Origin of the sequence: Pseudomonas sp. HT11, from assembly GCF_044875395.1 — a bacterium.
In the GTDB taxonomy this organism is placed as follows: domain Bacteria; phylum Pseudomonadota; class Gammaproteobacteria; order Pseudomonadales; family Pseudomonadaceae; genus Aquipseudomonas.
On sequence record NZ_CP173217.1, the window covers coordinates 4,396,355 to 4,415,548 of the forward strand.

The 19,194-nt window shown below is 60.8% G+C and carries 16 protein-coding genes; 12 read left to right on the plus strand and 4 right to left on the minus strand.

From position 1 onward, the window contains the following. Positions 1-14: 14 nt before the first annotated feature. Entirely contained in the window at positions 15-656 is a 642-nt protein-coding gene (locus tag ABWL43_RS20345) for a LysE family translocator (protein WP_169367315.1), read from the plus strand. Here the strand turns inward: ABWL43_RS20345 and ABWL43_RS20350 are convergent. Both ABWL43_RS20350 and uraH read right to left on the minus strand, forming a co-directional pair. Next, positions 631-5,904, minus strand: a complete 5,274-nt coding sequence (locus ABWL43_RS20350) for a dermonecrotic toxin domain-containing protein (protein WP_404483956.1) — start codon at positions 5,902-5,904, stop codon at positions 631-633. The genes ABWL43_RS20345 and ABWL43_RS20350 overlap by 26 nt on opposite strands. Before the next feature lie 153 nt (positions 5,905-6,057). Next, positions 6,058-6,411 (minus strand): hydroxyisourate hydrolase, encoded by a 354-nt coding sequence (gene uraH, locus ABWL43_RS20355; protein WP_106576519.1) that lies wholly within the window; start codon positions 6,409-6,411, stop codon positions 6,058-6,060. Between the two features lie 388 nt (positions 6,412-6,799). Between uraH and puuE the strand changes: the two genes are divergently transcribed. The 7 genes from puuE to ABWL43_RS20390 all read left to right on the plus strand — a co-directional run bounded on the left by puuE (position 6,800) and on the right by ABWL43_RS20390 (position 14,064). Further along, a complete protein-coding gene (gene puuE / locus ABWL43_RS20360; protein WP_145158784.1) occupies positions 6,800-7,726 on the plus strand; it encodes an allantoinase PuuE in 927 nt (308 codons plus the stop codon). After that, positions 7,723-8,238 carry a 2-oxo-4-hydroxy-4-carboxy-5-ureidoimidazoline decarboxylase gene (gene uraD, locus ABWL43_RS20365; protein WP_404483960.1) on the plus strand — a complete coding sequence of 172 codons (516 nt, stop codon included), beginning with the start codon at positions 7,723-7,725 and terminating at the stop codon, positions 8,236-8,238. Before puuE ends, uraD begins: the two co-directional genes overlap by 4 nt. Before the next feature lie 78 nt (positions 8,239-8,316). After that, a complete protein-coding gene (gene alc / locus ABWL43_RS20370) occupies positions 8,317-9,312 on the plus strand; it encodes an allantoicase (RefSeq protein ID WP_242195532.1) in 996 nt (331 codons plus the stop codon). Positions 9,313-9,438: 126 nt separating this feature from the next. Next, the gene (locus tag ABWL43_RS20375; protein ID WP_106576515.1) at positions 9,439-9,942 is read left to right on the plus strand and encodes an ureidoglycolate lyase; all 504 of its coding nucleotides are present in this window, start codon (positions 9,439-9,441) and stop codon (positions 9,940-9,942) included. A gap of 50 nt (positions 9,943-9,992) precedes the next feature. After that, a complete protein-coding gene (locus ABWL43_RS20380; RefSeq protein ID WP_262207079.1) occupies positions 9,993-11,294 on the plus strand; it encodes a urate hydroxylase PuuD in 1,302 nt (433 codons plus the stop codon). A gap of 196 nt (positions 11,295-11,490) precedes the next feature. Further along, positions 11,491-12,834 carry a nucleobase:cation symporter-2 family protein gene (locus ABWL43_RS20385; RefSeq protein ID WP_145158791.1) on the plus strand — a complete coding sequence of 448 codons (1,344 nt, stop codon included), beginning with the start codon at positions 11,491-11,493 and terminating at the stop codon, positions 12,832-12,834. Positions 12,835-13,278: 444 nt separating this feature from the next. Then, positions 13,279-14,064, plus strand: coding sequence for an outer membrane protein OmpK (locus ABWL43_RS20390; RefSeq protein ID WP_262207082.1), 786 nt, complete (start codon positions 13,279-13,281; stop codon positions 14,062-14,064). 109 nt (positions 14,065-14,173) lie between these two features. Here ABWL43_RS20390 and ABWL43_RS20395 read toward each other — a convergent pair whose 3' ends face one another. Together ABWL43_RS20395 and ABWL43_RS20400 are read right to left on the minus strand one after the other, a co-directional pair. Then, on the minus strand, positions 14,174-15,322 hold the full coding sequence (locus ABWL43_RS20395) for a patatin-like phospholipase family protein (RefSeq protein ID WP_404483964.1): 1,149 nt from the start codon (positions 15,320-15,322) through the stop codon (positions 14,174-14,176). Positions 15,323-15,350: 28 nt separating this feature from the next. Next, entirely contained in the window at positions 15,351-16,286 is a 936-nt protein-coding gene (locus ABWL43_RS20400) for a lipid A biosynthesis lauroyl acyltransferase (protein ID WP_145158797.1), read from the minus strand. 117 nt (positions 16,287-16,403) lie between these two features. On the opposite strand from ABWL43_RS20400, the gene minC reads away from it, so the two are divergent. The 4 genes from minC (at position 16,404) to ABWL43_RS20420 (ending at position 19,143) form a co-directional block, all read left to right on the plus strand. Then, positions 16,404-17,141, plus strand: a complete 738-nt coding sequence (minC, locus tag ABWL43_RS20405; protein ID WP_106576509.1) for a septum site-determining protein MinC — start codon at positions 16,404-16,406, stop codon at positions 17,139-17,141. A gap of 199 nt (positions 17,142-17,340) precedes the next feature. Continuing rightward, positions 17,341-18,153 (plus strand): septum site-determining protein MinD, encoded by an 813-nt coding sequence (gene minD / locus ABWL43_RS20410; protein ID WP_003175251.1) that lies wholly within the window; start codon positions 17,341-17,343, stop codon positions 18,151-18,153. Positions 18,154-18,156: 3 nt separating this feature from the next. Beyond that, positions 18,157-18,411 (plus strand): cell division topological specificity factor MinE, encoded by a 255-nt coding sequence (gene minE, locus ABWL43_RS20415; protein ID WP_003175252.1) that lies wholly within the window; start codon positions 18,157-18,159, stop codon positions 18,409-18,411. A 96-nt stretch (positions 18,412-18,507) separates the two neighbouring features. Next, on the plus strand, positions 18,508-19,143 hold the full coding sequence (locus ABWL43_RS20420) for an RluA family pseudouridine synthase (RefSeq protein WP_106576508.1): 636 nt from the start codon (positions 18,508-18,510) through the stop codon (positions 19,141-19,143). Positions 19,144-19,194 lie beyond the last annotated feature (51 nt).

A 19,194-nucleotide genomic window follows, 5' to 3' on the forward strand; every position in this document is an offset into this window, starting at 1 on the left:
AATGGAGGACTGTAATGACCCTGGAAACCTGGCTGCTGTTCAGTGGCGCTGCATTGATCGTGATCCTGATCCCCGGCCCGCTGTCGCTGTTGATGATCAGCAACAGCCTGAACTACGGCCTGCGCCGGTCCTACCCGGCGTTTCTGGGCGGCGTGTTCGCCTCGATCTGCCTGTTGAGTGCCTCGGCATTGGGGCTGGGTGCATTGCTGCTGGCCTCGGAGCAGTTGTTCAGCGCCCTGAAGGTCGTCGGTGCGCTGTACCTGTTTTATCTCGCCTGGCAGAGCTGGCAGCAATCGCGCCAACCGGCCCAGGGCGCCGTGGTGCCCCAGGCCGTGGCCACACCGCGTTTTCGCGCCTTGTTCGGTCGCGCGTTTGTGCTGGGCGCCAGCAACCCCAAGGACATCCTGTTCTTTGCCGCCTTCTTGCCGCAGTTTCTCAGCAGCGAGCACGCGTTCCTGCCGCAATTGCTGATCATGATTGCTACTTGGACCGTACTCGACTTGCTGTGCAAGCTGGCCTACGGCCTGGGTGCCCATGGGGCTGCGCGCTACCTGCGCAGCGGCAGTGGCCAGAGCTGGTTCAATCGCGTCAGCGCCGCACTGTTCGGCGCCGCGGGCATGGTGTCGCTGATCAAGGCGAGGACGGGCTCACTTTGACAAAGTAGACGCTCGGGCGGGCCGCCTGCGTCATAGGCCATTGAATGCCGGCGACGATCCGAGCCAGGCGATTTTCGTTCATGGCGCTCTTGACGCCCATCAACGCAACCGACCGGGGATGCGTATTGATTGCGGCGTCAAACCACCGGTCCGTCAGCCGGGTTTCCAGCCTCACCGTGCCTCTCTCGATCCAGTGGATGGACACGTAGTACAGCGTGTTTGAAGGGGAAGAAGGATGGGTCGCGATCAACTCATGCGTGGGCTTGCGCCCGTGCCTGAGCTGCAGTTCCTGCACGTTGAACCCTTGCTGCTCCAGCGCGCGCTTGACTGCGGCGCGCTGCGCGACGACCCGCTGAGGCTTGACCTCACCGACGCCGGATTGCAACGCAGGGTCTAACCCGACGGCCCGGAAGTCGACACGCGTGAAGCCGGGGGCCTTGCCCTCGTAACCGATGTGCAGCGCCCTGCCCGCCCTTTGAATGGGCCGTAACATTCTCAGCAAATCATCTGTCTGACCCGGCCCGTTGGGAGTCGACATCAGCCAATTGTCCAGCGTCGAACGGATATTGAGCAGGTGCGTGGCCGTCGCCGAGCGCGAAGAATCGGCCAGTTCAATCAGCCTTGCGGCTGCCAATGCCTGGCTGCGGCGGGTCATGCTGGGGAACGCCTGCCCCAAGGACTGCTCCAGCGGCCGGTCAAACAACGGGGCATGCACCTGCCACTCACCCGATACGCCGCGTGATATCGGAATGGGCTGTTCACCCATCGCAGTGCTCGTCCAACGTTCAATATCAACACGGGCAAGCGAGATCAGCGGCTCATTGCGGGTGATAAACGCGATGCCATTCCAGGGCGCATTGTCGCCCTGGTGAAGCACTCTGTAATAACCCGCCCCCGAAGCGGCGAGGCTGTCATACCGGGGTCCGATGTAGACGGCATCGTAGGGAAATCCCGGCGGCTCCATGTGCACATGAAACGTGCCGAACGCCGAGAGGCCGGACACCTGCCCCGTCGCATCCGGAACACGCCATTCGAACCAATAGGGGTCCGGTGCCGGTGACCGATAGATGCGGTTGTGCGTGGCGGCGCGCACCGTCGGTGGCTGCCAGTCCGGGGGTGCATGCACTGGCGCACGCCACGGGCTGAGCAGCGTCGAACTGGTCCCCGCCATCGGCTGAGGCGCATCCGCGCCCAGTAACCACTCCCCGGGCTGGTGCACGTTCACTATCAGTTCGTCTTGCCCAGGCGCCTGCCGGTTTTTCAGGCGCAACGCGTGTTCGTCGCCGCGCCGATAAAGCGGGTAATGGTGTGAGTCATCCGCCACGAACAGCTCGCCATCTTTGACATACACGCCTTTTTCACCAATACCTTTCAACGCCACAGCCCCTTGAGGCACCCCCTTGATTTTGAAACGCTCCAGGTCCTTGAGTTGAGCCACCGGTGGCGGCGCCAGGCGGTCAAGCCCGCTGGCCCTCATGCGCAGACGATGGATACGCCCCAGCACAGCCCGCGCGGCGGGCCGCGCCATACGAGCCGCCGCAACCGGCACCCTGGCGGGGCCGGGAATAAAGTTAAGTAACAAATCGATTGCCAGAAACGCGCTCATAAAGCCCACATCGACCGCCGTGTGAGCGTCGCCAAAGCGGTGATAACGCCGCGCCATAAGCAGCAGTTCATGGAATTGATTAAAGATCCCGTACATCGGGCAGAAAAACCCCACCAGCGCCCGCGTACGTGTCTCGCTTTGCTCACCAAGGCGGCGCGCGCGGTAGGCCTGCAGCGCCTTGCCAGAATGGCTGGCGGCTTGAGTGCGGCGCTGCAGCTCAAGCACGCTGGCGTGGTAGAGCAATGCCCTGGCGTCGCTGTGAGAGGTGGCGACAATCGCCAGCCAGCCCTGCGGATCACTGGCAATCTGCTCAAGGGTGTGGGCCTGGATCTCATCCAGCAACGCCGTCGGCTCCAGGTGCTTGATGTTAAAGGAGCGAATAAAGCCAAGCCCCCGCCAAATCCCCTTCACCATAAAAAATGCAGGCGGCAGATCAAGCGTGCTGAACAGGTGACTTGGGCTATCGGCGCGGTCCGGATGGTGGGTGATTGCCTCAAATGCCCAGCCAGGTGCGACCTGTCGCGCGAGCACTTTGGCGTTATCGGCCGATGCGCCGATACGGTTCAATGCAGCAAGGGCCTGTTGCAGGTCGCTGTACTCGGTGAGAACCCAGGCTTGCGGGGCATCGGGCCAGTAGACCACGCAACACCCGGAGCGCTTGTCGTGCACCACCACAATGCCTGCGACATAGCGGTCGTGCTGCATCGTATGGCCCACCAGGTGCACCACGTGCAGTTGCAACTCATGCGGGTTGTTCAGCAGGTCTGGCGGCATGCGGGCCGCCATGGCGGTGCTAAACACACTTTGCGCGTTCGCCGACAGCCCGCTTTGCCGCGCCAGGAACAGGTGGTGGTCAACGCCTGCGTGCAACGCGCGATTCAATAAGGGCGAAATGCGTCCTTCGCTGAGGGCGCGGTCGGTGCCAGCAGGCGGATAAAAAGCGCGGTTGATCAATGCGTCGTACTGCCCGCCGATATCCAACGAAGCGACCATCTGGATCAAATACCCGGCATTGAGCCGGTGTCGCCATTCAGGTTGCAGAAAGCGGGCGCGGTTCAATCGCCATTGCGTCCAGGGCGCCAGCGGGTCGAGGTTGTGCAGCGCCAGTTGCAGCAGACTGAAGGAGGTACGCGTAGCGGTCGGGGTGAGGACGATGGTGCGATCACCGACAGTGCAGCCGCTCGCCCACCCACAAAACTGGCCATGAACATCATCAGGCATTTCAATAAAGGGCTGGTCGATCAGCCACGACGCAGGGACGCCGTCCTGCTGCAAACGGGCCGTCAAGGCACGGCGGGCAAACGTGTCCAAATCGGGCAGGTGCTGCTCAAGCCGCGTCTGGAAGGCGAAGGCGCTGCTGAGGTAAAAACGCTGCGAACGTTTGAAGCGTTTACGCTGGGCACGCGTGGCGCCCACCCAGCCCGCTGGCAATTTTTGCGCTTCAGACGCGGCCTTGCGCAGTAACTCGATGTTCGCCTGAGCCTGGCTCAGGGCACTATTGGCCGGAACCTTGAGCTGTTGCGCCAGCCCCGCCAGCAGCAGCGCGCGACTGAGCCCGACCTGCGTCACTTCACTGAAAATACGCGTGATGTCTTCAGTGCTTTTGTGCAGGCGATCGTAGCAACCGAGCAATTTTTTCAACGCGGCCAATGCAGGCTTGCCGTCGATGGGGACGTAGCGCACAGCCAAGGTTTCACGCAGCGCATGTGCGCGCAAATCGCTGCGCTTGTCATGCTCGATACCGCCCCACAGCACCGAGCCGTCCCGGCTGCCGAGGCTCGCCTTGACGCTTCGGGTCAAGGCATCCAGCCCGGCAAAACCCAGCACCCCGCCCTCTTCCCCAAAGGCGTAGAGCACCACCGGAAGCTGGCGGGCCGGCACCCTCAGCGCGGCCGCGGTGGTCACCAGCCACACATTATGCAGGGGATAAAAAGCATCGGGCTCACTGCCCACGGCGATTGAAAGCACCTGGGTTTGGCTGCCCGGGCGTGCCGCGGGCGAAGGCGGGTCCAGCACGTCGATAATCAGGTCGCGGTGGGCCGTGCCCAGCAGTTTGAGACGGTGTTGCAGCTGAACCTCGCAGCGCAGTGCCTCGGCTTGGGCATGCATGAACAACGAAGCACGCCTGGGCGTTTGCGCGCCACCGGGGCGCTCGGTCCAGAACTTCAGATCGAGCAGCCGGTGCTCTGCACCCTGCAGCAACGAATTCAGCGCCTGGGCATGGGCCGCGAGCTGGGCCTTCAGCGCTATGAATTGCTGATAAGCGAGGGTCTCGATGCCGGGCTCATACGGATCCAGCAAGGCCAGCAGACCTTTTTCGTAACGCTTGACCTGCTGCTGAGCAGTGCGCAAGGCCAAGCCGGGTGAGGTACTGGCAAAGATTATTTCTGCGCTGCGTCGTTGCTGGTCCCATTTGAGCAGCGGGTCAGCAAGAGCGCCAAGCCGGGCGCTGCCAACCCACTGCTTTCGCGCCCCTTCCACCTGCGCGAGTAACGCGGCGACAGCCACCGGCCGAGGCGGTTGTGCAGCAACAAAGGGAGGATCGACCCTCACGGCACATGCCAATTCGGTGTTCCATTGCCCGCGCAACAACGCTTGCGCGCTCAGCGCCAACGCGTCGTCGAGCACCTCCAGGCCGCGCACAAATCCGCCCGCCGCAGACAACTGCGCGGGCTGGCATAACCCAGTGCGACGACTTGCCACCAACCCCTGCCAGAGCATGTCCAGCTGCGCTCGGTCCAGCGGCAACAGGCCTTCCTGCAGGGCGGCAAAAGACGGGTACTCGTAGAACGTGCGGGCCACACCCGGCAGGTACACCACCTGCGGCGCCTGCGCGGGATCACCCTCACGATAAAAGTGCAATACGCCTGGCATCACCACCGCGGGTGTTCCGGGCCACATCAGCAGGCCCACCCGTACGCTGGCCCAATCGCCGCCTGCACGTTGGCGTGCCGTCGCGGTCGGGGCATCGATCACGGCCTGCACCAGGCTCATGCCCGCCGGTGACAGCTCATCCAGTTGCCGTGCCATGAAGGCCCGGTCAGCGAACAGTTCAGCGTGCAGCTCAACCCAGCGCTCGCGGCGTGTGAGCCATGAGCCCCGCGCCAAGGTGTCCCAATAGTGGTCTGCCGCCTGCACCAGCCGCTCAAAAAGTCGCATCGCAATGACGCGCTGCAAGACTTGCAAAGGGGTATAGGGCAACCGACGGCTTGGCTGCCCTTTTATGCTGAGCGTGGTGAATTGATTGACATTAATAGGCACCGAGGGCCGTGCCAGCAGCGACAGGGCCCGCTCGGTCAAGCTGTTGATGATCTGCGGTGCGCCTGGGCGCTTGGTCTCGGTAAACAGCAGAGTGTCCGGTTCCATCTCAAATGCTTTGCGCAGTTGAGCACGGATCACTCGCAGGATTTTGGGCGAGCGCCCTATCAGCTGTGCCAGTGCGCGTACCGACTCGCCGCAGCGCCAATCGGCAAGAGCGAGCTGATTGATCAGGCGGCTGGGATGGGTAAACCGGTTGATCCGCTGGGTCAGTTGATCTCGAATGGCCTGCAAATCGGCTTGGGCAGCGACGACAGCATCAACGTCTTCGGGCAGGGAACTGAAAGAGGGCAAAACGCCTGGGTGATCTGGGGACGAGGCCATTGGTGTTTTCTTCTGAGGAAAACACCCAGCCTAGGCATCACCGACACTCAAGAGGTGCTAGATAGTTGAACGCGCAACAGGCAAAAAAAAGCCCGCAGTGTGGGCGGGCGAAAAACCAACGAAGAGCTTTGGGGGTGTGAAGCGAGGTGACGCTCAGCTACCGCGATAGGTGGAGTAGCTGTAAGGCGAAATCAGCAGGGGCACATGGTAATGGTCCTGTTCGGCGCTGATGCCAAAACGCAGCACCACCACATCCAGGAAAGCCGGTTCGGGAAGCTGCACACCGCGGGCCCGGTAATAATCGCCGGCACTGAATTGCACCTGGTACACACCGCTGCGGTAATCGTCACCTTGCAGCAACGGCGCGTCGCAACGGCCGTCGCTGTTGGTCACGGCGGTGGCGACCAGCTCCAGTTGCGCGCCTTCGACGCGGTACAGTTCAACCTTGATCGCGCTGCCGGGGCAGCCATGTGCGGCGTCCAAAACGTGTGTGGTCAAGCGTCCCATGGCGTCTTTGCGCCTCCCGTAGGCAGTAGAAAAGTGATCCGCACTCTTTCAGGGCAGTGAAAAAGCCGGCGATGGCTGATTAAGACACTTTCTAAAAAAATTGTACACAATAAATTCAACAAATATCCCGCACCTCGCAGCCACCGGTTCGCCGACCACCGCGGTGCACCTGATAAAACCCACTGAGGCGATCGCCGGCCAGCCAGCGCCTACCGCTGGACATCCGCGAAAAACTTTTTAGCGTTTAGCTGACCAGTCAGGCAGGTTTCTTGCAATAGCTTGAGTGCGCGCCGCTCAGAAAAAATGCAGAAATGCGGGCTTACAAAGTCGGCGATAAGTTGTATACAATCACTCATCGCTACTACGACGAACAAGAAGGAAGACTGCAGTGAGCGCTGACTACCCACGCGACCTGATCGGTTACGGCAGTAACCCTCCTCACCCCCACTGGCCGGGCAAGGCACGCATCGCGCTGTCTTTCGTACTCAACTACGAAGAAGGCGGCGAGCGCAACATATTGCACGGCGACAAAGAGTCCGAGGCATTCCTTTCGGAGATGGTCTCGGCCCAGCCGCTGCAAGGCGAGCGCAACATGAGCATGGAGTCGCTGTATGAATACGGCAGCCGTGCCGGCGTGTGGCGCATCCTCAAATTGTTCAAAGAATTCGATATCCCGCTGACCATCTTCGCCGTGGCCATGGCCGCCCAGCGCCACCCGGATGTGATCCGCGCGATGGTCGCCGCCGGCCATGAGATCTGCAGCCACGGCTATCGCTGGATCGACTACCAGTACATGGACGAGGCCCAGGAGCGCGAGCACATGCTCGAAGCCATCCGCATCCTCACCGAGCTGACCGGCGAGCGCCCATTGGGCTGGTACACCGGTCGCACCGGCCCCAACACCCGGCGGCTGGTGATGGAGGAAGGCGGCTTTCTGTACGACTGCGACACCTATGACGACGACCTGCCCTACTGGGAACCCAACAACCCCACCGGCAAGCCGCACCTGGTGATCCCCTACACCCTGGACACCAACGACATGCGCTTTACCCAGGTGCAGGGTTTCAACAAGGGCGACGACTTTTTCGAGTACCTCAAGGATGCCTTCGACGTGCTGTATGCCGAAGGCGCTGACGCACCGAAGATGCTTTCCATCGGCCTGCATTGCCGCCTGATCGGCCGCCCGGCGCGCCTCGCCGCCCTCAAGCGTTTTATCGAATACGCCAAGGGCCATGAACACGTCTGGTTCACCCGCCGCGTCGACATTGCCCGCCACTGGCACGAAACCCACCCGTACACGGGAGCGGCGAAATGACTGCGTTCCGAACCTTGAAACCGTCGAGCCTGAGCCGCGATGCATTCGTGACAGCCTTCGCCGACATCTACGAACATTCGCCATGGGTGGCCGAAAAGGCCTTCGACCTGGGCCAGGATTCTTCAATCGACCAGATCGAAACCCTGCACCAGCGCATGAGCGACATCCTGTTGAGCGCCGATCATGCCAGCCAGCTGGCCTTGATCAACGCTCACCCGGACCTGGCGGGCAAAGCTGCCGTCCAGGGCCAGTTGACCGAAGCCAGCACGAATGAACAGGCTGGCGCCGGTATTCACCAATGCTCGAGCGAGGAGTTTTCTCGCTTCACCGAGCTGAACGATGCCTACAAGGCCAAGTTCAAGTTTCCCTTCATCATGGCGGTAAAAGGCAGCAACCGGCACCAAATCCTCGCCGCGTTCGAAACGCGCATTCACAATTCGGTGGAAGCCGAGTTCAAATGCGCCCTGGCCGAGATCAACAAAATCGCGTTGTTCCGATTACTGACCCTTTAGCAGACCTGGCCCGAGCGCTCATGACGCCCAGGGCCTGGCGAGCATCCCAAGCCACTTTATTTAAGGCAGACAAGAAGAATGAAAGCTTACGCCGTACCTTTCGAGAAGTTCGTCAACTTGGCCGACGCCCGTCTGGGCACCAAGATCCTTTCGGTGACCGATGACTGGTTCGCTGACGCCAACCGCCTGTTCCAGCCGACCCCGGCCGTGTGGAAGGAGGGCGTTTTCGATGACAACGGCAAGTGGATGGACGGCTGGGAGTCGCGCCGCAAGCGCTTCGAAGGCTACGACAGCGCGGTGATCCGCCTGGGCGTGCCCGGCTCGATCAAGGGCGTGGACATCGACACTTCATTCTTCACCGGCAACTTCCCGCCGTCGGCGTCCCTGGAGGCGTGCTTCCTGGCCTCGGGCGATCCTGATGAAAACACCCAGTGGGTGGAAGTGCTGTCGGCCGTCGAGCTGCAAGGCAACAGCCACCACTACCACGAAATCAGCAACGACCAGGCGTTCAGCCACCTGCGTTTCAACATCTACCCGGATGGCGGCGTAGCCCGTCTGCGCGTGTATGGCGTGCCGTTCCGCGACTGGTCGTCGGTGGGCGACAACGAACAAGTCGACCTGGCCGCCGCCTTGAACGGTGGGCGCGCGCTGGCCTGCTCCGATGAACACTTCGGCCGCATGAGCAACATCCTCAACCCGGGCCGTGGCATCAACATGGGCGACGGCTGGGAAACCGCACGTCGTCGTACGCCAGGCAATGACTGGGTCATCGTCGCGCTGGGTCACCCGGGCGAGATCGAGAAAATCATCGTCGACACCCTGCACTTCAAGGGCAACTACCCGGACACGTGCTCCATCCAGGGCGCGTTCGTCAAAGGCGGCACCGACAGCCAGATCGAAACCCAATCGCTGTTCTGGCGCGAACTGCTGCCGGCGCAGAAGCTGGAAATGCACGCCGAACACACCTTCGCCGAGCAGATCAAGGCGCTGGGCCCGATCACTCACATCCGCCTGAATGTGTTCCCCGATGGTGGTGTGAGCCGCCTGCGGGTCTTGGGCAAAGTAGCTAAATAAGCGGTGAGCCCATCGCAGGCAAGCCAGCTCCCACATTTGAATGTATTTGCAAATCAAAATGTGGGAGCCGGGCTTGCCCGCGATAGCAATAGAACAAACAACACAGACCTCGGATAAGAGACAGCCATGCGCACACTAGTGATCGAACCCCTGACCAAAGAGGCCTTCGCCCCTTTCGGAGACGTTATCGAAACCGACGGCAGCGATCACTTCATGATCAACAACGGGTCGACCATGCGCTTTCACAAGCTGGCAACGGTAGAAACCGCGCAGCCTGAAGACAACGCGATCATCAGCATCTTCCGCGCCGACGCGCAGGACATGCCGCTGACCGTGTGCATGCTGGAGAGACACCCGCTGGGCAGCCAGGCTTTCATTCCGCTGCTCGGCAACCCCTTTCTGATCGTGGTCGCGCCACTTGGCGATGCACCTGTATCGGGCTTGGTCCGCGCCTTCGTCACCAACGGCAGGCAGGGCATTAATTACCATCGCGGCGTCTGGCACCACCCGGTGCTGACGATCGAAAAGCGGGATGACTTCCTGGTGGTTGATCGCAGTGGCACCGGCAATAACTGCGATGAGCATTTTTTCAAAGAGGATGAGCGGTTGATCCTCGCCCCCCACCAATAAGAGAAGGTCTGATCACTCGACAACAGAGTGACAGGCGAGAGGTAAAGACTGTGGAAGCACATTTGATGGAATGGCTGAACCTGAGCGTGCGCTGGGTTCACATGATCACCGGCGTCGCCTGGATCGGCGCTTCGTTCTACTTCGTCTGGCTGGAAAACAACCTCAATCGCGTCAACCCCAAGGACGGCCTCGCCGGTGACTTGTGGGCGATCCACGGTGGCGGTATCTACCACCTGGAAAAATACAAACTGGCCCCGCCGACCATGCCGGACAACCTGCACTGGTTCAAATGGGAAGCCTATTTCACCTGGATGTCCGGCATCGCGCTGCTGTGCGTGGTGTTCTACGCCAACCCGACCTTGTACCTGCTGGCCCCGGGCAGCAGTCTCAGTGGCCCCGAAGGCGTACTGCTGGGCATCGGCTCACTGTTCGTCGGCTGGTTCATCTACTCCTTCCTCTGCGACTCGGCCCTGGGCAAACGCCCTGCCCTGCTCGGTTTGATCCTGTTCGTGCTGTTGATTGCTGCCGCGTACGGTTTCAGCAAAGTGTTCAGCGGGCGTGGTGCCTACCTGCACGTGGGTGCGGTGATCGGCACTATCATGGTCGGCAACGTGTTCCGCATCATCATGCCCGCCCAGCGTGCACTGGTAGCGGCCATTGCCGAGAACCGCACGCCGGACCCGGCGCTGCCCGCCAAAGGCTTGCTGCGCTCACGGCACAACAACTACTTCACCCTGCCGGTGCTGTTCATCATGATCAGCAACCACTTCCCGAGCACCTACGGCAGCCAATACAACTGGCTGATCCTGGCCGGTATTGCGGTGGCAGCCGTGTTGGTACGGCACTACTTCAACACCCGTCATAACAGCCAGAAGTACGCGTGGACCTTGCCGGTTGGCGCACTGGCGATGATTTGCCTGGCGTACGTGACCGGTCCAAAACCGGTGTCGACGGCTCCAGATGTGGCCAAGGCTCCGGCTGCCATCGAGTACCAGCCGCTGCCGGAAACGGCACTGGGTGGCGGGCTCAAACCGGCTGCGCCAGCGGCACCCGCACCGGCCCCCGCCGAAGCAGCACCGGCGCAGGCATCGATTGATTTTGACAAGGTGCATGGGGTGATTCAGGAACGCTGCGCCGTGTGCCATTCGGCCAAGCCGACCAGCCCCCTGTTCAGTACCGCGCCGGCGGGCGTGATGTTTGATACGCCGCAGCAGATCCAGCAATTGGCCCCGCGCATTCAGGCGCAGGCCGTGGCCAGCCAGATCATGCCGCTGGGTAACATCACCCAGATGACTCAGCAGGAGCGCGACCTGATCGGCACCTGGATCAACCAAGGAGCCCGCACCAATTAACTGATTCATACAGAACCCATGTGGGAGCTGGCTTGCCTGCGATAGCGGTGTATCAGGCACCGAAAGGGTGGGATGACCCACCGCCATCGCAGGCAAGCCAGCTCTCACAATTGGGATCGGCGTCGTTTTGAAGATCGAGTTCCACCCGGCAATTGAATGCCAAACAACACAAAAATAAAAAGATTCGAGGTGTTGCATGTCCCAGTTAGAACCGCAGACTCCTGCCGCGCCCGCCATGGTGCGGCTGCCCCTCTTGCAACTGATTCTGGTAGGCCTGCAACACGTCTTGCTGATGTACGGCGGCGCCGTCGCCGTGCCCCTGATCATTGGCCAAGCCGCCGGTTTGAGCCGTGAAGAAATCGCCTTTCTGATCAACGCCGACCTGCTGGTAGCCGGTATCGCCACCATGGTGCAGTCGTTCGGCATCGGCCCGGTGGGCATCCGCATGCCGGTGATGATGGGCGCCAGTTTTGCCGCCGTCGGCAGCATGGTGGCGATGGCCGGCATGCCCGGTATCGGCTTGCAGGGGATCTTCGGCGCAACCATCGCCGCCGGGTTCTTCGGCCTGCTGATCGCGCCGTTCATGTCCAAGGTGGTGCGTTTTTTCCCGCCGTTGGTGACCGGCACCGTGATCACCGCCATCGGCCTGTCGCTGTTTCCGGTGGCCGTGAACTGGGCCGGTGGAGGCAGCGCCGCCGCCACGTTCGGCTCGCCGGTCTACCTGGCGATTGCCGCGCTGGTACTGGGCACCATCCTGCTGATCAACCGCTTTATGCGTGGCTTCTGGGTGAACATCTCGGTGCTGATCGGCATGGCGCTCGGCTATGGCCTGTGCGGCATGCTCGGCATGGTTGACCTCAGCGGCCTGGCGCAGGCGCCGTGGGTGCAGGTGGTGACGCCACTGCATTTCGGCATGCCCAGGTTCGAGTTGGCGCCGATCCTGTCGATGTGCCTGGTGGTGGTCATCATCTTCGTCGAGTCCACCGGCATGTTCCTCGCCCTGGGCAAAATCACCGGCCAGGACGTCTCCCCAAAGATGCTGCGCCGTGGCCTGCTGTGTGATGCCGGCGCATCGTTTTTTGCCGGCTTCTTCAATACGTTTACCCATTCCTCGTTCGCGCAGAACATTGGCCTGGTGCAGATGACGGGGGTGCGTTGCCGCTCGGTAACGATCATGGCCGGCGCGTTTTTGATTGTGCTCAGCCTGTTGCCCAAAGCCGCCTTTCTGGTGGCCTCGATTCCACCGGCGGTACTCGGCGGCGCGGCAATTGCCATGTTCGGCATGGTCGCGGCGACCGGGATCAAGATCCTGCAGGAAGCCGATATCGCCGACCGGCGTAACCAGTTGCTGGTGGCGGTGAGCATCGGCATGGGCCTGATCCCGGTGGTGCGTCCGGAGTTCTTCGCGCAATTGCCCTTATGGATGAGCCCGATTACCCACAGCGGAATTGCCATGGCCACCCTCAGCGCGTTGTCGCTGAATGTACTGTTCAACATTCTGGGAGGTGCTGAACGCCCCGTTGTCGCCCACACGCATTGATTCCACCTGTTTTTAAAAACAACAAAAATAATAAACAACAGGAAACACGCACATGCACGCCATCCACCCAGGGCCGGCCACCCGCCGCGCCCTATTCTTGCCCCTCGCGCTCTCTAACAGCGCACTTGAGCCAAGGCCTGGGAGCCAGTATTCTCCGCGCCCGCTCGAATCGACTCAAAAAAAAACAGCGAATGTAAAAGCTGACTGCAGGGCCAACTTATCCCGGCCCCGCAGTGGCTGCCAAAGTGCGCAAAAGCCCCCTGAATTCGACTGCAGTTTGTGCAGCCGACGGGGATTTTTTGGCTTTTTGAACACCTTGGCGCAGCTCTTGCTAAAAGCATTAAAGCTGACCATACAGACGATTTTTTCAGCGAACCCAAAGGCGCCACACCAGAGCGCCTGCGTAGAAAAACAACCATAAAACTTTGACTCGGGAGCAACCGAATGAAACCTATGTTGAAAGGCCTGATGCTGGCAGGATCCCTGCTGGCCGGTGGCCAAGCCGTCGCGGGCGATCTGTTGCAGTGGCAAAACAACAGCCTGACGTATCTATGGGGCAAGAACTTCACCGTCAACCCGCAGATTCAGCAGACCGTCACGTTTGAACATGCCGATGCCTGGAAGTACGGCGACAACTTCTTTTTCGTCGACCGCATCTTTTACAACGGCAAGGAAGACGGCAACGTCGGCCCAAGTACCTACTACGGCGAGTTCAGCCCGCGTTTGTCGTTCGGCAAGATTTTCGACAAAGACTTGTCATTCGGCCCGATCAAAGATGTATTGCTGGCCTTCACTTACGAGTTCGGCGAAGGCGATAACGAGTCGTACCTGTTGGGCCCGGGTTTTGACTTGAACATCCCGGGTTTCGACTACTTCCAGCTGAACTTCTATCAGCGCCAGACCGAAGGCAATCGGCCGGGTGACGGCGTATGGCAAATCACCCCGGTCTGGTCTTACACCATCCCCGTGGGCAACTCCAACGTGTTGATCGACGGCTTCATGGACTGGGTCGTGGACAACGACAAGAACGCCCGTGGCACTTACCACGCCAACCTGCACTTCAACCCGCAGGTTAAATATGACCTGGGCAAGGCGCTGCACTGGGGCGAGAAGCAGTTGTATGTGGGTTTTGAATACGACTACTGGAAGAACAAGTACGGGATTGAAGATTCCGGCGCGTTCAAGACCAACCAGGACACGGCGAGCTTCCTGGTCAAGTACCACTTCTGATTGAGCAACGCCAATCCCCTGTGGGAGCTGGCTTGCCTGCGATTGCACTCTGTCTATGCCACCTGTGCTGGCTGACACACCGTTATCGCAGGCAAGCCAGCTCCCACATTCAGATCGTGTTCAGCCCAAGGAATCTGGACAATTCCTCGCGCTTGGCCAACGCATCCTTCCTGCCCAACTCAATCAACTCGCTGCAATACCCCGCCTCGAACAGCAAGTAACTCAGCACCCCTGCCCCGCTGGTTTTGGTCGCGCCCGGCCCGCGCAAAAACAGGCGCAACGCTGCGGGCAACTCCTGGCGATGCCGCGCGGCGATTTCATCAATCGGCTGGCTCGGCGCGATCACCAACACCTCCACAGGTGCCAGGCCCTGGATCGCCGCATCCGCCGGCAACACGTGGCTGAACTGGTTCAGACGCTCGAGCAATTCGATATCGCTCTCCAGGCTGTCAATGAACGTGCTGTTGAGCATGTGCCCACCAATCTGCGCCAGGGTGGGTTCCTGGCCGGTGTAGGTGCGTTGTGTGGAAGGCTCATTGCCGCGCGGATTGCCACTCACGCCCACCACCAGCACCCGACTGGCGCCCAGGTGCAAGGCCGGGCTGATCGGCGCGGATTGGCGCACCGCGCCATCGCCGAAATACTCCTGGCCAAGTTTGACCGGAGCAAACAGCAAGGGGATCGCCGAACTGGCCAGCAAGTGTTCAACCGTGAGTTGGGTGGGCATGCCGATACGCCGATGGCGCAGCCACGCATCGATAGTGCCGCCGCCCTGATAAAACGTCACTGCCTGCCCGGACTCATAGCCGAAAGCGGTGACCGCGACCGCGTGCAGGTGGTTGTTACGAATGGCCGCATCGATGCCGTCCAGGTGCAGCTTGTCGTTGAGCAATGCGCGCAACGGTGTACTGTCGAGCAACGCGACCGGCACCTGAGCCCCCAGGCCGAGCAAGCTGTGGATCAAGAAACGACTGGCCTGGCGGATAACGCCAGGCCAGTCGCTGCGCAGCACCCGATGGCTGCGAAAGCCCTGCCAGAACGCCGTGAGGCGCTCGATGGCAGCAGTGAAATCAGTCGCGCCGCTGGCAAGACTCACCGCATTGATCGCCCCTGCTGACGTACCGACGATCACCGGAAAGGGGTTGGGCGCCCCTGGCGGCAGCAATTCGGCAATCGCTGCCAAGACCCCCACCTGATACGCCGCTCGCGCCCCGCCGCCGGAAAGAATCAAGCCTGTGACCGGTTCAGTTGGGCGCATTGCATCACTCCATGTGGGGCAGAAAGCGTTATCGACGGCGTTTTTCGTACAGCTTGGGCTCACCCGGTGGCCGGCTCTTGAAACGCCGATGGGTCCACAGGTATTGCTCCGGGCATTCGCGAACCGACGCCTCGACCCACTGGTTGATGCGCAGGCAGTCGATCTCATCGGTTTCGCCCGGGAAGTCGGTCAACGGCGGGTGGATCACCAGGCGGTAACCACTGCCATCGGCCAGGCGTTCCTGGGTGAACGGCACCACCAGCGCCTTGCCCAGGCGGGCAAATTTGCTGGTGGCGGTGACGGTGGCGGCCTGAATGCCGAACAGCGGCACAAAGATACTTTGCTTGGCGCCGTAGTCCTGGTCCGGTGCGTACCAGATGGCGCGGCCGGCGCGCAGCAACTTGAGCATGCCGCGCACGTCTTCGCGCTCTACCGCCAGGGAATCGAGGTTATGCCGCTCGCGGCCACGGCGCTGAACGAAGTCGAACAGCGGGTTGCCGTGCTCGCGGTACATGCCATCGATGGTGTGTTTCTGGCCGAGCAGCGCCGCGCCGATTTCCAACGTGGTGAAGTGCAGGGCCATAAGAATCACACCCTTGCCATCGAGCTGCGCCTGCTTGAGGTGCTCCAGCCCTTCGACATGGGCCAGGCGTGCCAGGCGTTGACGCGACCACCACCAGCTCATGGCCATCTCGAAAAACGCGATGCCGGTGGAAGCGAAATTTTCCTTGAGCAGCTTCTTGCGCGCTTTGGCGGATTTTTCCGGGAAGCACAGTTCCAGGTTGCGCGCGGCGATGCGGCGGCGCTCGCCAGCCACGCGGTACATGCCCGCGCCTAATAAACGACCAATGGTCAACAACGCACGGTATGGCAACTGTGTGATCAGCCACAGCAGGCCGAGTCCCAGCCATAGCAGCCAAAAACGCGGGTGAAAAAATACAGCTCGAAAACGCGGGCGATCCATTACAGATTCCGGTAAAGACAGGGCCGCGCATTCTACAACGTTCGACTCGGCTTGCGGCCCGTGGATGTTCTCGTTATAAGTCTCGACACTTTTCGTGACAAGCCGCTTTTGCCGACCATGAGCCAAACCGAACCGCTAGACCAAGATCCCGTGTTCCAGCTGAAAGGCAGCATGCTCGCCATCACCGTGCTGGAACTGGCCCGCAATGACCTCGATGCCCTGGACCGCCAACTGGCCGCCAAGGTCGCCCTGGCGCCGAACTTCTTCAACAATGCCCCGCTGGTGTTGGCCCTGGACAAACTCCCGGCCGGCCAGGGCGCGATTGATTTGCCCGGGCTGATGCGCGTTTGCCGCTCGCATGGTTTGCGCACCCTGGCGATTCGCGCCAGCCGTATTGAAGACATCGCTGCGGCAATCGCTATTGAACTGCCAGTACTGCCACCGTCGGGTGCCCGCGAGCGACCGCTGGACCCGAGCGAAGGTGAAGTAAAGAAAAAACCGGAGAAACCGCCGGAGCCCACCGTCAAGCCTACAAAGATCATCACCTCCCCCGTACGCGGCGGGCAGCAGATTTACGCCCAGGGCGGCGACCTGGTGGTGATCGCTCCCGTCAGTCCGGGTGCGGAACTTCTTGCCGATGGCAACATCCATGTATACGGCCCGATGCGCGGACGTGCCCTCGCCGGCATCAAGGGTGATACCAAGGCCCGTATTTTTTGCCAGCAGTTGACCGCTGAGCTAGTGTCCATCGCAGGCCAGTACAAGGTTTCAGAAGATTTGCGCCGTGATCCGCTGTGGGGGGCCGGGGTACAAGTCAGCCTGTCGGGCGATGTGTTGAACATCATCCGTCTTTAACGGATACTGCCGCATTTTCCAAGCATCTCTAGACTCTGATAGCACAGCGAAACCGGCAAGATTTGCGTAGGATTATTCGAAGTTGGCGTTTCCCCTTGGGAAACCACATCTTTTCCTACAAAGGCTGTCCGCCTGCAGCGAGTTCCAAGAGATGTTTTTCAGGGGCTGAAAAGTCCTTTTTCCTTAGGGGTGAAACACCTTGGCCAAGATTCTCGTGGTTACATCCGGCAAGGGTGGTGTGGGTAAGACCACCACCAGCGCCGCTATCGGTACCGGCCTCGCTTTGCGCGGCCACAAGACAGTCATCGTCGACTTCGACGTCGGTTTGCGTAACCTCGACCTGATCATGGGCTGCGAACGCCGCGTGGTGTACGACTTCGTCAACGTGGTGAACGGCGAAGCCAACCTGCAACAGGCCCTGATCAAGGACAAGCGCCTTGAGAACCTGTACGTACTGGCCGCCAGCCAGACCCGCGACAAAGACGCGCTGACCAAAGAAGGCGTAGGCAAAGTCCTCGCCGAGCTGAAAGAAACCTTCGAATACGTGGTGTGTGACTCGCCGGCCGGTATCGAAACCGGTGCTCACCTGGCAATGTACTTCGCCGATGAAGCCATCGTGGTGACCAACCCGGAAGTCTCCTCGGTACGTGACTCGGACCGCATGCTGGGCCTGTTGGCCAGCAAGTCCAAGCGCGCCGAAGAAGGCCAGGACCCGATCAAGGAGCACTTGCTGCTCACCCGCTACAACCCTGAGCGCGTCAGCAACGGCGAAATGCTTGGCGTTGAAGACGTGAAGGAGATCCTCGCAGTGACCCTGCTGGGCGTGATCCCGGAATCCCAGGCCGTCCTGAAGGCTTCCAACCAGGGCGTACCAGTGATTCTTGACGACCAGAGCGACGCCGGCCAGGCGTACAGCGATGCCGTTGATCGCTTGCTGGGCAAGACCGTGGAACATCGCTTCCTCGATGTTAAGAAGAAGGGATTCTTCGAGCGTATCTTTGGAGGCAACTAAACAATGAAATTTCTCGACTTCTTTCGCGCCAACAAAAAGCCAAGTACCGCGTCGGTAGCGAAAGAGCGTCTACAGATCATCGTGGCGCACGAACGCGGCCAACGCAGCACCCCGGACTACCTGCCAGCCTTGCAGAAGGAACTGGTCGAGGTGATCCGCAAGTACGTCAATATCGGCAACGATGACGTGCATGTCGCCCTGGAAAACGACGGCAGCTGCTCGATTCTGGAACTCAATATCACCCTGCCTGATCGTTAATCGAAAAGGCGGCCGCCACGGCGGCTCGGTCACCTTGATCCCTGTTGGGGAACCGGGTGGGCGAGCCGCCGTTGGCGTTTGTTACGAGGCTGTTTAATGCCGCTGTCCACTATCCATATCCTGCACCAGGACGACGCTGTCCTGGTGGTGAACAAGCCGACCCTGCTGCTCTCGGTGCCCGGCCGCGCCGATGACAACAAGGACTGCCTGATCACCCGCCTGCAGGAAAACGGCTACCCCGAAGCCCGCATAGTCCATCGCCTGGACTGGGAAACCTCAGGGATCATCCTGCTTGCACGCGACGCCGATAGCCACCGCGAGCTGTCGCGCCAGTTTCACGACCGCGAAACCGAAAAAGCCTACACCGCCCTGGCGTGGGGCCAGCCGGCACTGGACAGCGGCAGCATCGACCTGCCCCTGCGCTACGACCCGCCGACCAAGCCACGCCATGTGGTCGACCACGAGTTCGGCAAACACGCGCTGACCTTCTGGAAGGTATTGGAGCGTTGCGGCGACTGGTGCCGCGTCGAGCTGACGCCGATCACCGGGCGTTCGCATCAGTTGCGCGTGCACATGCTGTCGATCGGGCATCCACTGTTGGGTGACGGCCTGTACGCCCACGAACAAGCCCTGGCCGCCTGGCCACGCCTGTGCCTGCACGCGAGCATGCTGAGCTTCACCCACCCGCAAAGCGGCGAGCGGCTGCGCTTCGAGTGCCCTGCGCCTTTTTAAGGTGCGAACACAGTCAAATGTGGGAGCTGGCTTGCCTGCGATAGCGATCTG